The organism is Candidatus Saccharibacteria bacterium oral taxon 488 (genome assembly GCA_010202845.1).
Lineage (GTDB): Bacteria > Patescibacteriota > Saccharimonadia > Saccharimonadales > Saccharimonadaceae > Nanosynbacter.
Window position 1 is genome coordinate 433,517 of the sequence record CP047921.1, and the last position, 22,071, is coordinate 455,587.

Genomic DNA, 22,071 nt, shown 5'->3' on the forward strand with positions numbered 1-22,071 from the left:
GGCACAGTAGTCATACCCTATTTTATTATTTTATAAATAGTGCTACAATGTTAACCTATGACTGTCAATATCTTGCAACGAGCCGGTGAGTTTGCTCGTTTTGTGGGTCAGAATAATCCAGATAAATTACTCGAGGTAAGAAACCCTGCGCGTAGATTACTTTTACAAGGAGCAATGGCTACAAAGTTACTGCCACTATTGTTTGGACGCTACTATAACCGTAAGGATTATTCTCCCATAGAACGCTTCGGTTTGAGTGTTATTGGTCGGGGCCACCACTCTATCGCCGCCCATGATCCCAAGACAGATACAGTGATAAAATTTCATTATCGTCACTCTAATCACACCGAGGCAGAAATGGAGCAGATGGTGCGAGAGCTTGAAGGCAAACAACAAAAATGCTTATCAGCGCTTGGAGCAATCGCGGTCAGTCAAACGTACGAGATAGACAGTTCTCCGTACAATCCATCGCGGCCAATGATTATCGCCCGCCAGCAATTTATACCGACGAAGCGCGCCATAATGTTAGCCGATATACCAAGACAAGGTATAAGGTCTATCCCCGATATCCGAGAGTTTATGGCTGGTAATACAAAAATGCTCTACGGACATAAGGCAGTGGCCGACATATTTGGACACGGGAATCTAGTAGTTAATGATGATAATAAACTTAAACTTGTCGACCCGATACCACTAGTTGCCGAGGAAGCTTCCCAAGCACGATATCACGAGGCAAAAAACATTGTCAAAGAAATGTCCGACGCGTTAGTATGCAACCATTAATATGGCGCGAGCTACCCGCTCAATCCCGATAGCAAGCACTCTGAGGCCACCTACTAAATACCGCCCCGATAAGGAGCGGCATTTTTTAGCATTGTTATCACTACACCCTAGGCATTGCGCTTCTCGATGATCTCCTGCGCCACGTTTGGCGGTACTTCCTCGTACTGTGCTAGCTCCATGGTGCTGGCGGCGCGACCCTGCGACATCGAGCGGATGTCTGAGGTGTAGCCAAACATATTTGCTAGCGGCACAAAGGCCTTGACCAATTTGGCGCCGCCCATCAGATCTTCCATAGCGTCGATACGGCCGCGGCGTGAATTCAGGTCGCCGATGATGTCGCCCATGAACTCTTCTGGGGTGGTGACTTCGACTTTCATGACTGGCTCAAGCAGAATTGGTGTGGCTTGCTTGATACCTTCACGAGCTGCCAACGAACCTGCTAGAGAGAAAGCTAGTTCTGAGGAGTCGACATCGTGGTACGAACCATCATACAGCGTCGCCTTGACATCAACCACTGGATAGCCAGCGATAACGCCGCCCTCCAACGTCTCTTTGATACCCTTCATCACAGCCGGGCGATATTCCTGAGGAACCACACCGCCTTTAATCTCGTCGATAAATTCAAAGCCTTTGCCAGCTTCGTTTGGCTCAAAGCGTACCCAAACGTCACCGTACTGACCGCGACCACCAGACTGCTTGGCGTGCTTACCCTGGACTTCGGCGCGGCCCTTGATTGACTCGCGGAAGGCCACTTGTGGCTCACCGATGTTTGCTTCAACCTTGAACTCGCGCTTCATGCGGTCGATCAAGATATCGAGGTGTAACTCACCCATGCCGGACATGATGGTCTGACCAGTTTCTTCGTCAGTGTGAATACGGAAGGTTGGGTCTTCCTCGGCCAGGCGCTGCAGGGCGAGTGCCATCTTTTCCTGGTCGGCCTTTGACTTTGGCTCAACGGCGATAGAAACTGGCGGCTCTGGGAACTCGATACTTTCCAGGGCAATTGGGTGTGCCGGGTCAGTCAGGGTGTTACCGGTACCGGTGTTCTTCAAACCAACCACCGCAGCGATGTCACCAGCACCAATCTTGTCAATCTCCTCACGCTTGTCAGCGTGCATGCGCACGATACGGCCGATGCGCTCTTTGTCACCAGTGGTGGTATTCAGGACGTAGCTGCCCGAGCTCAAGACGCCGGAGTAGACGCGGATGAAGATCAACTTACCAACAAATGGGTCAGTGGCGATCTTGAACGCCAGGGCGCTCATTGGCTCTTTCTCGTCTGGCTTGCGGCCCACTTCATCACCAGTCTTTGGATTCTTACCCCAAATTTCGTCAACGTCCAATGGGCTTGGTAAGAAGTCAACCATCAAGTCAAGCAGCTTCTCGACGATGACGCCGCGGCCGTCACCGCCAGTCACTAGGTAAAAGTCGCCAGCCAGCACCCGCTTACGCAACGCAGATTTTAGTTCATCAATAGTAATTGCCTCTTCACCCTGGTCGAGGAACTTCATCATCAATTCATCGTCAGCTTCAACGGCATTCTCCACTAGCAGGGCGCGAGCATTCTTCGCCTTCTCCAGCATGTCGGCTGGGATCTCGCCGACCTTTAGCTCATGATCAGTGTAGTCATCGTAGGTGTAAGCTTTCATGTCGATGAGGTCAACCACGCCGTTGATAGTCTTTTCAAAACCAATTGGGATGTGAATCGGAAAGGCTTGTTTACTCAAGCGATTATGAATCGACTCTAGCGATTTCCAAAAGTCGCCGCCGGTCTGGTTGATCTTGTTAACGAAACAGATGCGTGGCACGCCGTATTTGTTAGCCTGGCGCCACACCGTCTCGGACTGAGCCTCGACACCCATTTTGCCGTCGAATACAGTAACAGCGCCATCGAGCACGCGCAGCGAACGCTCCACCTCAGCGGTAAAGTCGATGTGCCCTGGGGTGTCGATGATGTTAATCTTATGGTCTTTCCAGAAGCAGGTCACCGCCGCCGAAGTGATGGTGATGCCGCGCTCCTTTTCTTGCGCCATCCAGTCGGTGGTAGCACCATCGCCATCACCCTTGACCACGCCAATTTTATGCGTCAAACCAGTGCGGTACAAGATGCCCTCAGTGGTCGTCGTTTTACCGGCGTCAATATGGGCAATAATACCAATATTTCTAAAGTTTTGTAATGGAACGTTTGCTGCCATTCTTCTTTCCTTTGTTAAAAATGGTTATTGTTCGAGATTCTCCGGAGCTATTTTTACGCACCAAAAAACTACGCTTGAGCTGTATTATAGCAGACGATCAGCATTTTGTGAATGTGAATGAGCCCTGTCTTACCGTGGAATTTGACTACGACCTGATTGGATCCATTGTATTCCCTTGGCTACAAGCAGGTAATCTCTATTTTGAGCGTCAGACCGACCAAGGAGCGTTGCACGCACCATCATCACCAAAGAATTGTAGCCTTCGGGATCCGTGATAGCCTCTAGGGAGATAGACTGCACATACATCGCACCTTTCGCCTCTAATCCAACCCACCCCTCGTTGCGAAAGGCGGGGCCCATATACGTAACGTCATACGGCATATATGAATCAAGTGAAGCCAGCACCTTGCAATGAATGTTTATCGCCTTAATCACTCGATTGAGGTCTCTATTTGACAATCGCCCAAAAGGAATTTCATCAATCGGAACATCTGCTAGCTCCCTGATCATCCGAGCTGAGTCGATACAATTATTGTTTGGATCAACTGGTCGTATATTATTCAAATAATCAAGGACTTCAGGCGTGTACAGCTGTAAAATAGCCTTGGCCTGTTCAATATCCATCAGCTGCGGAAATTGAATAAGGACATCTAGCGGAACAACATATTGAGTCGTGGTATCCCCTGGTGTTACGCCAAGACCACCAAGTGCAATTTCTGGATCAGACTTGTTCGCGACAATCAGACAACCGGCGCACTGGAGTTTATGATCTTCAATATATACGTATTCTGCTCCGTTTTTGGTGTATTGTTGCACCCATCCGCTTACCGTCATCAGCTGACCTATAAACCCGGCAAATAGTTCTTGGTTAATCTGCACAGTGGCTTCTGGATACTGATGAGGACTGAGCTTTCGAATGTCGGACGTTCGTTCTCGAGCTAGGCGGAGGACAGTGGCAACTTGCTGATTGAAAACAGCCTTATCAAGTAACGCAAGGTTCTCGGGCAGCGGGGCGGCAGATGGGCTAGGCTCAGTCGTCATCCCTTAATCATACGGCGTAAAAGCCGACTGACGCAACCATAACCGTAAAGCTCTTAGCGATAATTCACGCACTGCAGCGGCGTGTCATAATCATTCTCACGCACTAAACTAATGACTTTTTGCAACTCATCTTTCGAGGCGGAAGTGACGCGGACAAGGTCGCCTTGGATTTGCGGCTTGGCTTTGGGCGCGTTAGTACGAATATCGGCGGCAATGCGCTTGGCGGTCGGCTGGTCGAGGCCCTGTTTGAAGGGAATTTCCCACGTGGTTTTGAGATTTGAGGTGACTTTTTCTTTGGCGAGGTCGAGGACCTTGCTCGACTGACCCCGGGCCGCCAGTTTCTTGCGCACGATATCCAGCACCGCATCAACCTGCCAGTCGTTATCGCCGGTGAGCTTGAATCCTTTTTTATCATCCAGCCAGTCAATCCCAGCATTCGTTCCCTTAAAATCGTACCGCCCTTGGATTTCTTTTTCCGCCTGCATGAAAACATTATTTAGCTCGGCTTTGTCAATTTCTGACACGATGTCAAATGAAAAACTTGTCATTTACCCCTCCTCGTTTTCTCCATTATAACAAAAATCGCCCGTTTTTCAGAGCGATTTCTGAGTTTACATTTTCCCGACAATTAGCCGCGAGCAAAGTGCGCAAAGGCGCGGTTGGCTTCGGCCATCTTGTGGGTGTCTTCTTTCTTCTTGAAGGCAGCACCAGCTTCGTTGTAGGCGTCAACGATTTCCAATGCCAAACGCTGCGAGTACGGCATACCCTGTCGAGCACGAGCCGACTGTACTAGCCAGCTAAACGCATAGTGCAACTGCCGATGTCCCTGAACTGGGAACGGGATCTGGTAGTTCGCACCACCGACGCGGCGACTCTTCACTTCAAAGTTTGGGCTAACGTTTTTCAAGGCTTTTTCAAACACTGCCAATGGATCTTCTGAATCCAATTTCTTGGCAGCCGTTTCCAGCGCGGTGTAAACAGCACGTTCAGCCGCTAACTTCTTGCCGTCCAGCATTGACTTATTGATCAAGCGCTGTACTAACACGCTTTGGTAGCGGCGGTCAGGTTGCAATTGGCGTTGTAATTTCTTGGTAACTTTACGAGGCATGATTACTTATCCCCTTTCTTAGTACCGTACTTTGAACGGCCCCGCTTGCGGTTGTTGACACCCTGAAGGTCCAACGCACCGCGGACGATGTGATAACGCACACCTGGAAGGTCAGGCACGCGGCCGCCGCGTATCAAAACCACAGCATGCTCCTGCAAGTTATGGCCTTCACCGCCGATGTAAGCCCAGACTTCGTAGCCGTTGTTTAGTTTCACACGAGCAACTTTACGCAGCGCTGAGTTTGGTTTCTTTGGCGTCTTGGTCGTCACACGCACACACACACCACGCTTGAGCGGTGCATTTTGGTCGTAGTAACGCGTTTTCAGGGCGTTATGAATGCGACCCAGTGCTGGCGACTTGGACTTTTTCTTAGCCGTTTGGCGCGGTTTGCGCACCAACTGGTTGATTGTTGGCATCCAATTTCTCCTTGGTTGATTTACTAATTATGGCGATTCGCCTGGTGGCGTAGAGTGAACTGGCGGCAGCGTTTGCACGCAAAAACTAGCTTCTCTTAGCGCCTACGGCTTGGATTCAGCAACTCCGCCCCGTGTCTATACCTTTTCTGCCGAGCGTGCAGCCTGTACACATTCAAACCACCGCGCACCCCGAAAAGAGGAAACTCTGGGGGTCATTATAACACAGGTTCAGCCGATACTTCAAGTGGCGGCCCTCTTTAGATCTCTTACACGAGGAATACGCCTGCTACACGCCGCGTTGTATCGTATCAGTTGTCGCTATTATTCTGATATCGCACGCCACGTGCATCCATCAGTTTATCAAAGTCAGTACTTATCTCCTCAGTACGAGGTACACGACGCGACGTGTCGATATCAGCCTTGAAGAACTGGACTGTTACCAATGTGTAGCCGGGCTTATGCTCATGCCTATTACCAATATCAACGATTCTGTATGCATTTGCACCACGAGGTTTTATTCTGCGCACCTGATCAAGTGTATAACGCAGAAAGAATTCCTCATCTACCATAAAAGTCTTACATTCCCCAACTGGAGTACATGATTTCACCAGATACTCCATGTCACTAGAGTCCATGTATGGTTTCTTTAGAGAATCTTTTGGATAACGTGTGAACGTCTTTCCTCCAATGTCACCCAGTCGCACAGGCGTAATCACTGACACATTCTCTCCATCAGTCGACCGCATGAACCGTTCTGGGTCTTCAGATAGTATTTCTTCTGCTGTAGGTAGTTTGCCGATACCGGCTTCTATATCTGCTTCTTTTGGCACAGCCACAAAGTTACTAAAGGATCCTGGATCGGCAAAATATGGACTAATCAGCATCTCGTTTCGCCTAGCATACAGTGCTTGAAAATCTCCAATACCAAGTATATGCGCCGCGGCATTCCTCCCTAAAGCAGCAATTCGTTCCATATGTTCTGTATATGATAGATGACGAGGCATTGGTTCGCTTAAATCATGCCCCCTGGTCTCGAAGACAGGTTCAATAATGTGCACAGGATCTCCATATATCAGTCTCCCGGCTCGTCTCAATACGTCTTCTGCTAGGTTTGCCTGCGTACATAGATATCTACATGCCTGCGAGCCCAAACGCATCCTTGTCAGCGGATCACGCATAGCCTGATGTAGGTCGAGTAGCCTCTCACCATTCGCAGCGAGGCATCTCTTCCTTACAAAATTCTCATAGTCTACTTTATCAAGCACGGTTACTTCTGGAATATTGACATCATCCTTATATACCTGCCCAGCCGAGGGAACAAAAGCATCGACATCAATAACCTTCACCTCCCCGTAGTCACCATTTTCTAGACTACGAAACTGCTCCGTACTAATTACCCCTCCTGGGTTTTCTTGAAGATCATGGTCATAGGCCTCCGTGATTCCATCTAACGTAGACAGCGGACCAACACCATGAGCCACGATGATTTTTTGGCGATGATCAGCACCCGTTCCGACATATTCACCACTTGCACTAGTGTAAGCCTGATTCCATGCCCTCATGAGCGGCACTTCATCCCTCCCCATTTTACCGTGATGATTTCCATAGAAAGACTTATGAGCCGCCTCTCTTGCTTCAATGATCTCCGGGAGTGTCGCGATATGCCCTCCTTCACCAGCATACCGCAGGGCGTATTTCCAAGCAGTTTCTATATCCCGATTTCCTGCTGACATCAATGGACGACCGCGTTCTGACATATCTTCTCCTATATTTTTAATAAAATAGTCTACCTATGATAATGCCCACACATTTTATGATTATACATACTTATTGTATTATCGTCAATCTATATAACTAGTCTATCGCTACTGAATACAGCAAAAACCGCCCCGTACCCATCGGAGCGGTTTTCTGAGAAAGGAAGCTAGTTGGCTTATACGGCTACAGCTAATTCCTCTTCCTGACTGTCTGCGAACTCGTCCTCGCTTGGCTCGTCGGTTTCCGTTTCTTCAACGACACCAGTTCCCACTGGGATCTTGCGGCCGATGATGACGTTTTCCTTGAGGCCATGCAAGTGGTCAGCGCGGCCAGATACGGCAGCGTTGATCAGCACGCGAGTGGTGTCCTGGAAGGACGCAGCAGATAGCCATGAGTCGCTCCAGATGGACACCTTGGTGATACCGAGCAGCAACTGAGTGTAACTGATGAGATTTTTACCCTCAGCAGCCAGTTGCTTGTTGGTGTTCACCACCGCAGCCTTAGAGACGATGTCACCAGTCACAAAGTCGCTATCGCCCGCATCTTCGATCTGGACGCGGCTGAACATCTGGCGAACGATGATCTCCAGGTGCTTGTCGGCCACGTCTTGACCCTGAGCGGCGTAAATGCGCAGGACTTCGTTAATGATGTAGCGCTGCGTAGCTTCGACACCCTTGAGACGCATCAAGTCGTGCAGATTCAATGAACCGGCTGTCAAGCGGTCACCAGCCTCAACGACGTCATTAGCCTTAACAACCAACTGCATGGTGCCTGGGATTTCGTAACGAGCTGGTGCGCCGGCTTCAGCGGCGATGACCAAGGTGTCCTCAGCCGCCTCAACCACACCGTCAAATGGTGCGACCAGCGGACGAGTGTCGCCTTCGCCAGTTGCCAATACGTCGCCAGCCTTGACGCTTGAACCGGCCTTGACCACGATGGTTCGGCCGTCTAGCGGCAAGCGCTCAACCTTACCAGATTCTGGGGTAACTTGGACGATGTACTTTTTGCCATCTTCCCAAACGTCAACTAACCCGGCAATTTCCGTAACAAACGCCTGACCCTTTGGTGTACGCGCCTCAAACAATTCTTCAACACGCGGCAGACCCTGGGTGATGTCACCACCGGCCACACCGGAGTTGTGGAAAGTACGCAAGGTCAGCTGAGTACCTGGCTCACCGACTGACTGAGCAGCGATGACACCGACTGGCTGATGATTACCAACCAATTTACCAGTTGACATGTCAACACCGTAGCTGCGCTGCGGGATGCCGTTGAGGTTGTTGGTTGACAGGACTGATTGAATCTTGACGCTCTGGATGCTTTCATCGTCATCAATTGAGTCAGCAATTTCCCGAGTGATCAATTCGTCCTTGTTGATGTGACCCGGAATCGTCTCAGCAGCATACCGACCAGCCAAGCGGTTCGAGAAGTCGATCATCGTTTCCTCAGTTTCTGAGCGGTAGATCGCGTAACCTTCGTCGTCACCTTCAACGTCCTCAACGGTGAAGACGTCCTGTGCCACATCAACTAAACGTCGCGTCAGGTAGCCTGAGTCGGCAGTCTTCAAAGCGGTGTCGATCAGACCCTTACGCGCACCACGGGTCGCCACGAAGGCCTCCAGGCTGGACAAACCACCGGTGTAGGAACTACGGATTGGCAGCTCGATCTCGCGGTTAGCCGCGTCAACCTGGATACCGATCATGGCGCTGGCCAGCTTGACATTGGAGATATCACCACGAGCACCAGAGTTGACCATCATCGAGATACTGGTGTCCATGTGCGCCAGCTGATCCTGGAGGAAGGCCGTAATCTTATTATCCACATTTCGCCAGGCATTCACCGTCAAGTTGTAACGCTCGTCCTCGGTGATCAAACCTTGGTCGAATTGCTCGGAAATCAAGGCCGCCTTGGCGTCACCCTCAGCCACGAACTCAGCGATCTCGTCAAAGTGCACGTAGTCGGTCATACCAGTTGACACGGCCGCGGTTGTCGCGAAGCGGAAAGCCTGACCCTTCATGCGGTCAGCGATTTTGGCAGTTTCCTCGGCACCGTACTTGTTGAAGATCTGTGCCAATACTTTTTTCAGCTGCTTCTTGGTCTGAACGTTGTTGTCGTATGGGAAGTCCTCTGGCAGAATCTCATTAAAGAAGACCCGGCCCAAGGTTGTCTGGCGCAGCTTGCCCTTGGCATAGATGCGAATTGGCGTTTGCAGTTGAATATCACCCTTGTCGTACGCCAGTTCCGCCTCGTAGACCGAGCTAAATGCCTTGACATTATCAGTTTGCGCCTGCGGCTTGTCATAGGTCAGGTAATAGTTACCCAGCACGATGTCCTGCGAGATATGCAGCACCGGCGCACCGTCGGCAGGCTTCAATAGGTTGTTGGTGGCGCTCATCAACTCGCGCGCCTCGGCCTGCGCTTCCTTGGAAAGCGGCAGGTGGACAGCCATCTGGTCACCGTCAAAGTCGGCGTTAAAGCCGGCACAGACCAGCGGGTGAAGCTGAATCGCCTTACCCTCGACGAGGACTGGCTGGAAGGACTGAATTGACAAGCGGTGCAAGCTCGGTGCGCGGTTGAGCAGCACGTACTTGCCCTTGATCGCCTCGTCAAGCGCGTCCCAAACGACCGCCTCACCCGACTCAATCAGGCGAGTTGCTGAGCGGATGTTGTGGGCAAATTCGCCCTTGATCAGCCAGCTGATGACGAACGGCTTGAATAGTTCCAGCGCCATTTGCTTTGGCAGACCGCACTGATTGATCTTTAGCTTCGGGCCGACGACAATGACCGAGCGACCAGAGTAATCGACGCGCTTACCGAGCAGATTCTGGCGGAAGCGGCCTTGCTTGCCTTTGAGCATGTCGCTGATTGACTTGAGGCGACGACGGCTACCAGTCGAGCTGACTGCCCGACCACCACGCGCCGCTGCATTGTCGATCAAGGCATCGACGGCCTCTTGCAGCATGCGTCGTTCATTGCGCTGAATCACTTCTGGTGCATTGAGCTCGACCAGTTTCTTCAGACGATTGTTACGGTTGATGATGCGGCGGTACAGGTCGTTCAGGTCTGAGGTAGCGAATCGACCACCACTGAGGGCCACCATCGGGCGGAGGTCCGGTGGGATGACCGGCAGCACGGTCAGGCAGAGGCTGGATGGCTTGATGCCAGCAGCCTGCATGCTCTCGAGCATCTTTAGGCGCTTGAGCAGTTTCTTCTCACGCTGACCCTTGGCGTGTTCAGCCTCCTCGCTCAGCTGGGCGATCAGTTCTGACAGATCAATCTCATCCAGCAGTGCCTTGAGCGCACTGGCACCCATGCCGACCTCAATCAGCTCATCGTACTCCTCTGGCAGGTTGCGATAATCCGTCTCTGAGATCAGCGCACCCTTGATGAGGCTCTCGAGCTGTGATTTCTTCGTGGTGTACTTATCGTTAAGTTCCTCAACCTCGCGGCTTTGTTCTTTCGCCAGCTGCTTGATATCAGCGCCGTCAGCCTCGGCGAGCTGCTCGTAGCGCATCTTGATCGCCATTCGGCCAGCCTCGGTCTCGGCCTCCAGATCCGCCAGGTATTGGTCGCGCGTGACTTCATCAACCTTGAGAATGACATAGGTCGCAAAGTAAGCGATCCGCTCGATATTACGCACCGTCATCCCGAGGAGCAAGCTCATGGCGCTTGGTGTGCCGCGCATAAACCAGATGTGCGCGACTGGCGCGGCCAGTTGAATGTGGCCCATGCGCTCGCGGCGAACGATTGATTTGGTAACGAGTTCGCCGTTTTTATCGACGGCAGCCTCGCGTGAACGCACGCCCTTGAGCTTGGAATCATGCGGGTTGATGTCCTTGACCGGGCCAAAGATTCGCTCGCAGAACAAACCGTCGCGCTCTGGCTTTTGGGTGCGATAATTGATCGTCTCTGGCTTGAGAACCTCGCCGTGACTCCACTTTAGGATGTCCTCGGCGCTGGCCACCGCTAGGCGCACCGCATCAAAATCGCTAATTCCGGTCGCGTTAAATGAATATTGCGCCATCTTACGCCTCCTCCTTTATTTCTTCTACTTCGTCAATATCTTGTACGCTCATACCGGCCTCGATGTCACCAATGTCGTCTGATTCGTCCAGGTAAACTTGGTCATCGTCATCATCGTCGTCGCTGGCAGTTTGCGGTACGGTCTTGTCGGCTGGGCCGCTGGAGGCAATGACATGCTCAGCGTCAACTACACCGCCCTCGTCAAGCAGGTCAACCCGAAGGCCCAAGCCCTGCAGTTCCTTGACGAGCACGTTGAAGGACTCTGGGAGTTTTGGACCGACGATTGGCTCGTCCTTGATAATGGATTCGTACGCCTTGGCACGACCATAGACGTCGTCAGACTTGATGGTTAGCATTTCCTGCAAGGTTGCGGCGGCGCCGTAGGCTTCCAGTGCCCAGACCTCCATCTCGCCGAAGCGCTGACCACCGTTCTGCGCTTTACCACCGAGCGGCTGCTGAGTGACCATGGTGTACGGGCCAGTTGAGCGGGCGTGAATCTTGTCAGACACCATGTGGTGTAATTTGATCATATGCATCACACCGACTGTGGTGCGCTCCTCAAAGGCTTCACCAGTCCGGCCGTCAAACAATTGACTCTTGCCATCGCGTGCTAGTCCTGCTTTTTCTAGTTCATCAGAAATTGTGGCTGATGGTACACCGTCAAACGACGGCGTTGCCACGCGGTAGCCCAACGCTCGTGCTGCCATACCGAGGTGCGTTTCAAACAGCTGACCGAGGTTCATACGGCTCGGCACACCCAGCGGGTTCAAGATCACGTCAACTGGCGTACCGTCTTCCATGAATGGCATATCCTCGACCGGCAGTACCCGCGCGACCACGCCCTTGTTACCGAAGCGACCAGCCATCTTGTCACCGACACCGATCTTGCGCATCTGCGCCACAAAGATTTGGATTTGCATCAACACGCCGGCCTTGAGCTCGTGGCCATTCTCGCGGCTAAAGATCTTGACACCGACGACCTTGCCGCCACCAGCGTTATTCATCCGCTGTGAGGTATCGCGCACATCCTTGGCTTTTTCACCAAAGATGGCGCGGAGCAGACGCTCCTCAGAGCTGAGTTCCTGCTCACCCTTTGGTGTAATTTTACCAACCAAGACGTCACCAGCCTTAACCTCAGAACCAATTTGGACGATACCGTTTTCGTCCAAGTGGCGCAGGCTATCCTCCGACACATTCGGAATATCGCGGGTGACGATCTCTGGGCCGAGCTTGGTCTCGCGAACCTCCACGTTATAATCCTTGATGTTGATACTGGTCAAGCGATCGTCCTCCACCAAGCGGCGGCTGAGGATAATCGCGTCCTCCATGTTGTAACCGCCCCACGGCATAAAGGCCACCGTCAGGTTTCGTCCCAGCGCGATCTCGCCCTCGGCAATCGACGCACCCTCGACGAGGATATCGCCCTGCTTGACCGCATCGCCACGGGCTACGCGAACCTTTTGGTTGTAGCAGCGATCGTCATTGTTCTTGACGAAGTGTCGCAACGCGTAGACCTTGACGCCATCGGCGTACTTGACATGAATTTCATCAGCATCAGCCCGCACCACTTCACCGTCAGCCTCGGCCTGGATCAGGTGGCCGCTATTCTCGGCTACCGCCTGCTCGATACCGGTACCGACAACCGCTGGCTCTGGTGCGAGCAGCGGCACTGCTTGGCGCTGCATGTTCGAGCCAGTCAAGGCACGGTCAACACGGGTTTTCTCGATAAATGGCACCAGCGCCGCCGTCGAGCCGAGGATCTGCTTGTGAGCAGCATCCATAAAGGTAACTTCTTCGACGTCGACCTGACCTGGCTGGAGAAACTTGCGAGCGCTGACGCGGCTATCGGTGAACGACTTGTCATCATTCAAGCGCGCCCCAGCATCGGCGATAACTTCGCTGGCCTCCTGAGCGGCGTCCAGATAGACCACTTCATCCGTCACCCGACCATCGGTGACGCGCAGGTACGGCGTCTCGATAAAGCCATACTCATTGACCCGTGCGTAGGTCGCGAGGTTCAGCACCAGACCAACGTTGGCGCCCTCTGGCGTTTCCACCGAGCAGATACGGCCGTAATGCGTTGGGTGAGCGTCGCGCACATCAAAGCCGGCGCGCTCGCGGCTCAAACCACCAGGGCCCATCGAGCTCAATCGGCGCTTGTGGCTGAGCTCGGACAGTGGGTTAACCTCATCGAGGAGCTGACTCAGCTGCGAGCTAGTAAAGAACTCGCGCACTGCTGCCACCACTGGTCGTGCATTGATCAATTGACTCGGCGTGACGTTCTCCATGTCGGCCACACTCATCCGGTCCATGGCGTTGCGCTGCATTCTGAGCATACCGACGCGGAACTGACGGGCAATCAGCTCGCCGACCAGCTTGACGCGGCGATTACTCAGCGCATCGATGTCATCAGCTGGCTCTTGGGTATTGTTGAGGCGAATGATCTCGCGGATAATGGCCACCAAGTCACTCATCTGAAAAATACGGTTTTCGGCGGTATTAGCAACGTCGAGACCCAGGCGCTGGTTCATCTTGTATCGGCCGACCCGAGAATAATCAAATCGCTTGAAATCAAAGAACATTCGCTCAATCATCTGGCGCGCATTGTCAACTGTCGCCAAGTCACCCGGCCGCAGGCGACGATAGACTTCGATCAGCGCTTCATTGGCGCCACGCGCAGTGTCTTTTTCAAGCGTTTCTTGGATGTAGCTGGTCTCGCCCGTGTCAATGTCGGCAAACAGTTCGCGAATTTCTGAAGTCTTTGGATGACCCAAAGCCCGCAGCAACGTCGTCACTGGCAATTTGCGGCGACGGTCAATCTTGACATAAATCGTACCATTTGGCGCGGTCTCAAACTCCAGCCAGGCACCACGGCCCGGAATCATCTTGGCGCCGTAATAGTTACGACCAGCCACGGTGTCGGCCGTAAAGAATACACCGGCTGAGCGGATCAACTGGCTGACTACCACGCGCTCCGTACCGTTGATGATAAAGGTACCGCGCTCGGTCATCCATGGATAATCGCCGAGGTAGATTTCTTGTTCCTTGACTTCGCCCGTGACTTTGTTGGTTAGTTCGACGGTTGCATGCAGCGGCGCTTCAAATGTCAAGTTGTTTTCCTTGGCGAACTGATCGGTGGTCTTTGGTTCGTCAAAATGATACCTGCCGAACCGCAGCGCCAACTTCTGACCAGTGTAGTCGTCAATTGGGTTAATTTCTGAAAAGATTTCGCTCAAACCATCCTCGACGAACCAGCGCCACGAGTCCTCTTGGTGAGCGATGAGATTTGGCATGGCGATCGCACTGTCTGTTCTAGTGAAAAAGACGCGCGCGCCACGAGTGGTCTGTTGAGCCACAGGCGTTACTCCTCGCATTGATTATAATTGGTGATCACGGCCGGAAGATCTCTTAGTCTCAGCACGAGCCCGAGGTTTGCCCGCCCATCAAGCTCGCCCCTCGCTAAAACTACACTACTTCACTGTGACACATTATGACGCATGGGGCGACGAATTGCAAGAGAAAAATAATGAAAAATTGACTGTCGTTAAGCAGCGGCTAGCTCTAAACGAAGGCACACTTCACCCAGTAATCTAGCCGCACGCTCACCGTCAGTGATCGTCGCTAACCACTCCCAGCTTCCATCGGTTTGAAGTTGCGCCGTATGTAGTCGATAATCACCAGCGACACCGCCAACCGAGTCACGTTTGACAATACGGCTAACTTGGTGATTTTGCGGATTAATATCTTTGACGTGACCCGGTAGTAGTAGAGCCCGCTCGTCAATATACATACCAAGATATATTAGCTGATTATTTGGCCCAGTCTCATGATTAAGTACTGCACTTACCAGTCCCCGAAACAGATCCCAGCGTTTCATATTTCTAGCCCCATACCGCTCGAGATATATCAGATTATTATCCTGTACATCCGGAATATCTGAGGCCAAGCCTAAGGTGTCGGTTCGACCTACACTTGCTGCCGCCTTGATTGACGCATCTGCGAGCGCAACATAGATACCACCCTCGGCAAGATCGGCTTGCCTCCGAAGTACTTCGGGCGTAAACTGTTCAGATTGATACAATCGCCTTGTCTCGCAAGCGCTGATATCTGGCTTCACATGTACGAGAGACTCAACCCACAAGTGGCGTAGCTCATCACACAATGAATCGGTAATATCACCACCACTTAATCGAACTGTCTCGATCATGTCCTCTCCTGTTTATGAAAATATACTACAAGTATCGAGTAATGCTGTCAAGAATCCGCGCGTGTACTTCCTTCGGCGTGCCGGTGGCTGACAATAGCGGGATATTTCGCTCGGCGGCGATGGCCTCATAGGCGTGGTTAACCCTGTCCTGAAACGACTGCTCACGCGACTCAAATGTATCAGGATGAGTGATGCGCCCGCGCTTCGCGATGCGCTGCTGGCGCTGGGCGTTGCTGAGTGTCAAGACCACCATCGCGTCCGGCTGCAGGTATCGCTCGTCGGTAAATAGCTTCGTCATCCGCATAATCTCCTCCGTGTCCAGCCCGTCGCCATAGCCCTGATAAGCCAGTGTCGAGATGTAATTACGCGCGCTCAGGACGATCTCGCCGCGCTGCAGAGCTGGCTGAATCTTTTCGCGCCACAACTCGCGCCGTGCCGCCGAGAACAACGCTACGTTAATTTCGCTAGAGCGCACTAGGTTTCCATTCTTGACAATACGCCTCAGTTCATTGGCTACGGGCGTCGACTTTTCTGGATCGTCGCTACCTGGCTCTTCGACCATACACACGACATGGCCGCGCGCCCGAAAATAATCCGCCAGCATGGCTACTTGCGTTGACTTGCCGGTGCCGTCGTTGCCTTCGATGACGATGTATTGACCGGGACGACTCATTTGACACCCTCGCCTAGGCCATTAATAATCGCCGGAGCATGACGCCGATCCTTGAACGCTCGCGGCAGCATCGTTTCCGGCCGCCAGCTATGGATAAGCTCGGCGAGGTCGTCGGTGTGCTGGTACTTGCCACTGATGCCGCCGCGCCCATCGGCGTAGCCACCATCCACCGGCCCGGTATGGTGGAAAATTAATTGCCCGATACGCTCGCCAACTGGCAGTACCACGCTTTCGTGCTTGTTTAAATTGTAAATCTCGAGCGTAATCCGATTGATATAACCTGGGTCGATCCAGCCCGCGTCAAAACACACCGCCACACCGTTACGACCCCACGAGCTGCGGCTCTTCACCTCGGCTGCGCCGCCATGCGCCCGAATACCCACAAACTCGTGCGTGTGTGCCAAGATCCGCTCGCCGGGACGCAGCACAATGATCGGATGCTCGTCCGGAATATTACGAAACCGCCTAAAGCCGTTGTGCTCGCACCACTCGGCGTGCGGTATCGCCATCAGCGGCCCCTTGAAATACCGCGCTACCTCCGCTTCGTCGAATGGATTATAGACGCTTGACTGATCGTCAAATTCCTGTTTATAAAAATAATGCCCCAGTGTAAAATCCAAGCTAGCCTCTGACACATTATCTGGGTCAAACGGTGTACAGACGATCGTTCCCTCCTCGATCGCTGCCAAAATTTCCCGGTTTGAATACACGCTCATGCCGCGCCTCCTCTTGTTTATCTTACCTCACTCCCCCGAGTGATTCTATTATGACAACATTTACCCGCTCGGGCAAGCTTTTCGTAAATTTTACATCATGCTAGACTGGGGTTATGGAGAAAGCCATCATCGTTGCTTATGATAAAAATCGCGCCATCGGTCAGGGTGGCGATTTGCCGTGGGGTCGCAGCCTACCGGCGGATCTAGCGAATTTCAAGCGGCTGACCAAAGGTAGCGACGTCATCATGGGCCGAAAAACTTTCGAGTCGATCAGCTGCCGTCCGCTGCCGGAGCGCGAGAATATTGTCATTTCCTCGCGGCCGACGGGTGTTAAGGGCGTGCTGACTGCGGTAAACTTAGAAAGCGCCCTAGCGCTAGCTCGTTACAAAACCTTCATCATCGGTGGGGCGCGGGTGTATAGCGAGGCGCTGAAGACGCCGGAGACCGACACCATTTACGCCACCGAGGTTGACGCGTCATTCCCGGATGCCGACACCTTTTTCCCAGAGCTTGACATGACCGCTTGGCAGGAGGTGAGCCGCGTCCATCACCCCGCGGACACCGAGAATAAGTACGGCTTTGATTTTGTGACGTATCGTAGAATAATTTAGCTGGGATCAACTCCGAACACCTTTGGATAATTTAGTACGCCAACAAATTGTCCGAACACATTACACCGCAATCGGCGCCTTGATCGGTGGATGGTGTTCATACCCCTCTAGGCGAATATCATCAATGGTAAAATCGTCAATATTCTTGATGTCTGGATTCAGCCACAGTTTCGGCAGCGGCAGCGGACGGCGCGACAGTTGCTCGTCAACCTGCTGGCGGTGATTGTTATAAATATGCGCGCTATTCAGGGTGTGAACGAACTCGCCCGGCTGCTTGTCGGTCACTTGGGCGATCATGCTGAGCAGCAGCGCGTAGCTGGCGATATTAAACGGCACGCCCAGGAACATGTCCGCCGAACGCTGCGTCAGTGCCAAATCCAACTTATCTTTCTCGCCATTTTCACCCGGCCGCACATTGAACTGGAACATGGTGTGGCACGGCGGCAGCCCACCAGCTCGGGCGATATCGTCAATTTCCGCCACGTTCCAGGCGCTGACGATGTTGCGCCGCGATGTCGGATTATTCTGTATCATGTCAATAGCGTTTTGGATTTGGTCAATCGTTCCGCCCTTGCTGTCGGGCCATTTCCGCCACTGCACGCCGTAGACTGGTCCCAAGTTACCCCACGTTTCAGCAAACGTGTGATCAGTCGCGATTTTACCGATAAACTCCTTCATGCCAGCGCGCCACTCCTCACCGTTAATCTCTGGAATGCTCTGGTCAGTTTTCTCCAAATAATTCTTATACGGCCACTCGTCCCAAATATGCACGCCGTTTTGTGCCAAATATTCAATGTTGCCGGTGCCTTTGAGAAACCACAGCAGCTCGTGCGCCACGCTAGTAAAGTACAGTTTCTTGGTAGTCATAGCCGGAAACCCGTTCGCCAAATCATACCGCGTTTGCACGCCAAACACTTCCGTCATGCCCGTGCCGGTGCGATCGCCTTTTTTCACGCCATTATCACGGACATGCCGCAGGGCGTCTAAATATTGCCTCATACTTCCCTCCTTGCCTCTCCTTAATTATGGCAAGATTCCATCGTAACCACAAGGTAGTTTTAACAACGTCACGGCCGTGTTCAATGTATTTACGGCCCGCGAGCACGAGACTTCTTGCGGCCTACGCCAGCTTGCTCAGCACCTTATCCACCAGCCCATACTGCACCGCCTCCTGAGGGCTCATCCAGTAGTCGCGTTCCATGTCGGCCTTGACCTTAGAGAGCTTCTGGCCAGTGTTTTTGGCCATGATTTTGGCAAGCATCTCCTTCACTTCCAGCGTTTCTTTCAGGTCGATTTCCATGTCAGTCACCTTGCCGCGCGTGCCGCTTGACGGCTGATGGATCATCACCTTGGCGTGTGGCAGACAAAACCGCTTGCCTTTGGCACCCGAGCTGAGCAGAAACGCACCCATGCTGGCCTGCAAGCCAATACCATAGGTCGCCACGTCCGGCTTGATAAAATTCATGGTATCGTAGATCGCCATGCCGTCATAGACGCTGCCGCCCGGGCTATTGATATAGAGCGAGATGTCCGCCTGCGGGTCAACGTACGCCAGATGTAGCAGCTGCGCCACCACGCTGTTAGCGGTATGTTCGTTAACCTCCTCGCCGAGGAAAATAATCCGCTCATTGAGCAGCCGCGAATAAATATCAAACGCCCGCTCGCCGTCGGCTGACTTTTCGATGACGGTGGGGATGAGATACGATGTTGTTTTCTGCATACACAACATTATATAAGCCGAGCTTGCTACTGTAAAGGATGGCCCGTTAATCTATATATTGAGACTTTTTATCAACCGCTCTTGCCCCGCACGTATTAGCTCCTGAGCCTCCTCTGTATGGAGCGGCACTAAGCGGACGTAGACCTGGCCCGATTGCTGTCCAGCGGCGACCAATATACCGAGCTGTTCATCAATATACGCAACGTGTTCAAAGCTATTCTCGCTATATTTAATACTCTCATCCCATATACTTGGATTTAATATGGCGCTATCACGCCCTCCTGACCATGTCGCAAAGACGCCCATCCGGTCAATAGGGTTACTCCACTGCTTTGAGCGGACTATTGGGCCAATGAAAAGTGTATCTGTATTCGGAGCTATTTGGCGTAGTATATGATCCTCTGGGATGTCTATCGTAATACCGGCTCGGTCAGGCCCGCCATAGTTAATGGGTATCTGGCCTGTGCCCATCGACGGCATTGTGATATGGCGAATTGACAGCGTTGGATCGAGAAAGGCAAGCTCAGGGGAAGAGAACATTGGTATCGTTGGATCTACCATGGAATCAAATAATGCACTATTTCCCATGACGCTATATCGTGAAGCATAGGGATTTGGTTTTCCACTGTCATCCTTCTCCAGACCATACCCCGCGGCGATAATGTCCTGAATAGGAGCAACATGGGGACTATGGCGCCAATCTTTTACCTCCTTATCACCATCTTGCCTTACCCACGACTGCAGGGCCCAGGCATGACCAAGACCGCGCTTGACACCCTCTGGAGCAAGCATATGTCCTAATTCGTGTGCAATCGTACCAATGGACACGCCACCCACGTCGCGCACAAATGCAACTGGAGGATATTTATCGTCGTACACGGTTAGACCAGCGTAGTAGTCCTTTTCTGTATCAGCAGAATCGACGATAACCAGTGCCATATCACTTTCTTCACGAGCATGAGCCTGGCCAATCAGTTGAAGCAGACGCTGACTATAGGCAGGTTGTTTACCATCCTCAGTTATTCGTGTTGTATCAGGCGAGTGACCATCCCGGGTGAACCGCACATTAAGGTATAGATGGCTAGTCGTTAGCGCGATACGCCCAAGAGCATCTCGTACCCCAGAACTAATTTTTTCAATGCCTTGATGCGGCTCGGCGTTTTCTGGCAATAATTGCACGACGACAACACTTAGCGAGCCCAGCGGCGGAGCTTTTCGCTCGTTATTGTGCTGTATCGGTATATTTTGACCTTGTTCTGATCCTAGATTTTTTATAGCCTCACCGATAAGAGTTCCAGCGCCCAAGCATCCAGCACCAAGCGCCATACCTCCCAAAAAACTGCGACGGCTAACCTTCTTGCCGCTCCCGTCTGTCTCTTGGAAATGCCCAGACTCCAACTCTGGACGCTCAGACTTTGAGGATTCACACATATTTTGCCATTATACCAACTACTTGTAAGTTTGTCAATAAAACAGGGGCGGCCCTTTTGCCATCCCCTGCTTCAGATTATTTTATTGCTTTGCCGTCGCTATTTACTATTCAGCTCAACCAGCTTGTCGATCGTCTTGTCGGTGATCATCCGATTGGCGATGTCACGGTGGACGTTTGGATCATCGAACCGGGCAGCCAGCTTGGCATCCTTGCCGTATTGCTGCTTAAAGGTGGAAATTTGCCTATCAAGCTCCTCGCGGCCAACCTCTACGCCCAGCTCCTTCGATAGCTCAGCCAGCACCAAGCCAGCCTTGACCCGCTTTTCAGCCGCCAGGCGAGCCTCTTTTTTCTGCCAATCGGCTTTATCCTTGAAGCCTTGCGTCTTTAGATACGAGTCCATTGTCAGGCCGCGATATGACAAATTCTGCATCAGATCTTGTTCAATTGACCGCAGCTGATCGTCGATCAATAGCTCTGGCAGCGCCACCTTGGAGCTATCCGCCAATTCCGCCACCAGCTCATCCTTGAGCTTCTCCTTGGCCTCGCGCTCTTTTTGCGCAGTAATCTCGCGCTTGATGTCCGCCTTGAGCTCTTTGATGTCGGTGAACGGGCCGCATTTGGCGGCAAATTCATCATTGAGTTCCGGTAACTTCAGCTCATTTACTTTGTGCAGCGTCACACTAAACACTACCTTGGCACCGGCCAGATTTTCAGCATGGTAATCCTTCGGAAATTCGAGATCAAGCTCAAATGTCTCGCCGGCCTTGTGACCAACCACGCCCTCTTCAAAACCGGGGATAAACTGACCACCGCCCAGCTTCAGGGCAAAATCCTTGGCCGAACCGCCGTCAAACGCCACACCGTCTTTCTTGCCAACAAAGTCAATAATCGCCTCGTCACCTTCTCGAGCTGCACGCTTGACCTCGGTCTTATCGACAAAATTCTGCTGCATCCGTTCGATAATTTCATCAACGTCTTTGGCCTCAACCTTGACGGCCTGAGGCTTGGCCTTGAGCTTTTTGTAATCGCCTAACTTGACCGGCGGCACAACAGTCGCCTCGGCGGTAAACTCAACTTCTTGATTGGGGACAAATTTCTTGACCTCAACGCTCGGCCGCTCCAGCGCCTGTAATTTCTCGTTCATAAAGGCCTCAGCGACCGCTTTGGACAGGGCGTTGTCTAGCACCTGCTCCTGGAGTGCCATTGGATTGACGTGCTTGGCAGCCACGCTGATCGGCACTTTGCCCTTACGAAATCCCGGCACCTTGAGGTCGCGCGCCATCTTGGTCAGCGCCACCTGCTCGGCCGCATTCAGCTCGTCTGCCCCGAGCGTAATTGTCAAACAAACGTTAGTATCTGATAGTTTCTTTACGGTAGTCTTCATAACT

Annotated in this window: 17 protein-coding genes; 2 read left to right on the top strand and 15 right to left on the bottom strand. The window is 52.4% G+C overall.

Annotation, left to right across the window (positions count from 1 at the left end; genetic code table 11):
* The first annotated feature begins 57 nt into the window (after positions 1-57).
* Positions 58-783: a hypothetical protein gene (locus GWK78_02310; GenBank protein QHU93853.1), complete on the top strand. Its 726-nt coding sequence runs from the start codon at positions 58-60 to the stop codon at positions 781-783.
* Positions 784-890: 107 nt separating this feature from the next.
* On the opposite strand, the gene fusA is transcribed toward GWK78_02310, so the two are convergent.
* From fusA to dcd, 11 genes are all read right to left on the bottom strand, one after another.
* A complete protein-coding gene (gene fusA, locus GWK78_02315; protein ID QHU93854.1) occupies positions 891-2,978 on the bottom strand; it encodes an elongation factor G in 2,088 nt (695 codons plus the stop codon).
* A 129-nt stretch (positions 2,979-3,107) separates the two neighbouring features.
* Positions 3,108-4,019, bottom strand: a complete 912-nt coding sequence (locus GWK78_02320) for a hypothetical protein (GenBank protein ID QHU93855.1) — start codon at positions 4,017-4,019, stop codon at positions 3,108-3,110.
* Between the two features lie 53 nt (positions 4,020-4,072).
* Complete coding sequence (locus tag GWK78_02325) at positions 4,073-4,567, bottom strand: YajQ family cyclic di-GMP-binding protein (GenBank protein QHU93856.1); 495 nt, start codon at positions 4,565-4,567, stop codon at positions 4,073-4,075.
* 80 nt (positions 4,568-4,647) lie between these two features.
* Complete coding sequence (rpsG, locus tag GWK78_02330; protein QHU93857.1) at positions 4,648-5,127, bottom strand: 30S ribosomal protein S7; 480 nt, start codon at positions 5,125-5,127, stop codon at positions 4,648-4,650.
* 2 nt (positions 5,128-5,129) lie between these two features.
* Positions 5,130-5,543, bottom strand: coding sequence for a 30S ribosomal protein S12 (rpsL, locus tag GWK78_02335; protein ID QHU93858.1), 414 nt, complete (start codon positions 5,541-5,543; stop codon positions 5,130-5,132).
* Positions 5,544-5,851: 308 nt separating this feature from the next.
* The gene (locus GWK78_02340) at positions 5,852-7,300 is read right to left on the bottom strand and encodes a hypothetical protein (protein ID QHU93859.1); all 1,449 of its coding nucleotides are present in this window, start codon (positions 7,298-7,300) and stop codon (positions 5,852-5,854) included.
* Between the two features lie 176 nt (positions 7,301-7,476).
* Positions 7,477-11,325, bottom strand: a complete 3,849-nt coding sequence (gene rpoC / locus GWK78_02345) for a DNA-directed RNA polymerase subunit beta' (protein ID QHU93860.1) — start codon at positions 11,323-11,325, stop codon at positions 7,477-7,479.
* 1 nt (position 11,326) lies between these two features.
* Positions 11,327-14,698 (bottom strand): DNA-directed RNA polymerase subunit beta, encoded by a 3,372-nt coding sequence (locus GWK78_02350; GenBank protein QHU93861.1) that lies wholly within the window; start codon positions 14,696-14,698, stop codon positions 11,327-11,329.
* 170 nt (positions 14,699-14,868) lie between these two features.
* Entirely contained in the window at positions 14,869-15,531 is a 663-nt protein-coding gene (locus GWK78_02355; GenBank protein ID QHU93862.1) for a hypothetical protein, read from the bottom strand.
* A gap of 25 nt (positions 15,532-15,556) precedes the next feature.
* Entirely contained in the window at positions 15,557-16,204 is a 648-nt protein-coding gene (gene tmk, locus GWK78_02360; protein QHU93863.1) for a dTMP kinase, read from the bottom strand.
* Positions 16,201-16,920 carry a dCTP deaminase gene (dcd, locus tag GWK78_02365; protein ID QHU93864.1) on the bottom strand — a complete coding sequence of 240 codons (720 nt, stop codon included), beginning with the start codon at positions 16,918-16,920 and terminating at the stop codon, positions 16,201-16,203. The genes tmk and dcd overlap by 4 nt, the downstream gene beginning before the upstream one ends.
* A gap of 113 nt (positions 16,921-17,033) precedes the next feature.
* On the opposite strand from dcd, the gene GWK78_02370 reads away from it, so the two are divergent.
* Positions 17,034-17,531 carry a dihydrofolate reductase gene (locus GWK78_02370; protein QHU93865.1) on the top strand — a complete coding sequence of 166 codons (498 nt, stop codon included), beginning with the start codon at positions 17,034-17,036 and terminating at the stop codon, positions 17,529-17,531.
* A gap of 60 nt (positions 17,532-17,591) precedes the next feature.
* On the opposite strand, the gene GWK78_02375 is transcribed toward GWK78_02370, so the two are convergent.
* The 4 genes from GWK78_02375 to tig form a co-directional block, all read right to left on the bottom strand.
* Complete coding sequence (locus GWK78_02375) at positions 17,592-18,530, bottom strand: thymidylate synthase (GenBank protein QHU93866.1); 939 nt, start codon at positions 18,528-18,530, stop codon at positions 17,592-17,594.
* Between the two features lie 121 nt (positions 18,531-18,651).
* Positions 18,652-19,251: an ATP-dependent Clp protease proteolytic subunit gene (locus GWK78_02380; GenBank protein ID QHU93867.1), complete on the bottom strand. Its 600-nt coding sequence runs from the start codon at positions 19,249-19,251 to the stop codon at positions 18,652-18,654.
* Positions 19,252-19,302: 51 nt separating this feature from the next.
* Complete coding sequence (locus tag GWK78_02385; protein ID QHU93868.1) at positions 19,303-20,682, bottom strand: twin-arginine translocation signal domain-containing protein; 1,380 nt, start codon at positions 20,680-20,682, stop codon at positions 19,303-19,305.
* A 98-nt stretch (positions 20,683-20,780) separates the two neighbouring features.
* Complete coding sequence (gene tig, locus GWK78_02390) at positions 20,781-22,067, bottom strand: trigger factor (protein QHU93869.1); 1,287 nt, start codon at positions 22,065-22,067, stop codon at positions 20,781-20,783.
* Positions 22,068-22,071 lie beyond the last annotated feature (4 nt).

Coding starts and splice junctions, on each gene's coding strand:
- rpsL (QHU93858.1), bottom strand. CDS start 5,543: ATGCCAACAATCAACCAGTTGGTGCGCAAACCGCGCCAAACGGCTAAG.
- dcd (QHU93864.1), bottom strand. CDS start 16,920: ATGAGCGTGTATTCAAACCGGGAAATTTTGGCAGCGATCGAGGAGGGA.
- GWK78_02350 (QHU93861.1), bottom strand. CDS start 14,698: ATGCGAGGAGTAACGCCTGTGGCTCAACAGACCACTCGTGGCGCGCGC.
- rpoC (QHU93860.1), bottom strand. CDS start 11,325: ATGGCGCAATATTCATTTAACGCGACCGGAATTAGCGATTTTGATGCG.
- GWK78_02310 (QHU93853.1), top strand. CDS start 58: ATGACTGTCAATATCTTGCAACGAGCCGGTGAGTTTGCTCGTTTTGTG.
- GWK78_02375 (QHU93866.1), bottom strand. CDS start 18,530: ATGAGGCAATATTTAGACGCCCTGCGGCATGTCCGTGATAATGGCGTG.
- tig (QHU93869.1), bottom strand. CDS start 22,067: ATGAAGACTACCGTAAAGAAACTATCAGATACTAACGTTTGTTTGACA.
- GWK78_02370 (QHU93865.1), top strand. CDS start 17,034: ATGGAGAAAGCCATCATCGTTGCTTATGATAAAAATCGCGCCATCGGT.
- tmk (QHU93863.1), bottom strand. CDS start 16,204: ATGAGTCGTCCCGGTCAATACATCGTCATCGAAGGCAACGACGGCACC.
- GWK78_02355 (QHU93862.1), bottom strand. CDS start 15,531: ATGATCGAGACAGTTCGATTAAGTGGTGGTGATATTACCGATTCATTG.
- rpsG (QHU93857.1), bottom strand. CDS start 5,127: ATGCCTCGTAAAGTTACCAAGAAATTACAACGCCAATTGCAACCTGAC.
- GWK78_02340 (QHU93859.1), bottom strand. CDS start 7,300: ATGTCAGAACGCGGTCGTCCATTGATGTCAGCAGGAAATCGGGATATA.
- GWK78_02320 (QHU93855.1), bottom strand. CDS start 4,019: ATGACGACTGAGCCTAGCCCATCTGCCGCCCCGCTGCCCGAGAACCTT.
- GWK78_02380 (QHU93867.1), bottom strand. CDS start 19,251: ATGCAGAAAACAACATCGTATCTCATCCCCACCGTCATCGAAAAGTCA.
- GWK78_02385 (QHU93868.1), bottom strand. CDS start 20,682: ATGTGTGAATCCTCAAAGTCTGAGCGTCCAGAGTTGGAGTCTGGGCAT.
- fusA (QHU93854.1), bottom strand. CDS start 2,978: ATGGCAGCAAACGTTCCATTACAAAACTTTAGAAATATTGGTATTATT.
- GWK78_02325 (QHU93856.1), bottom strand. CDS start 4,567: ATGACAAGTTTTTCATTTGACATCGTGTCAGAAATTGACAAAGCCGAG.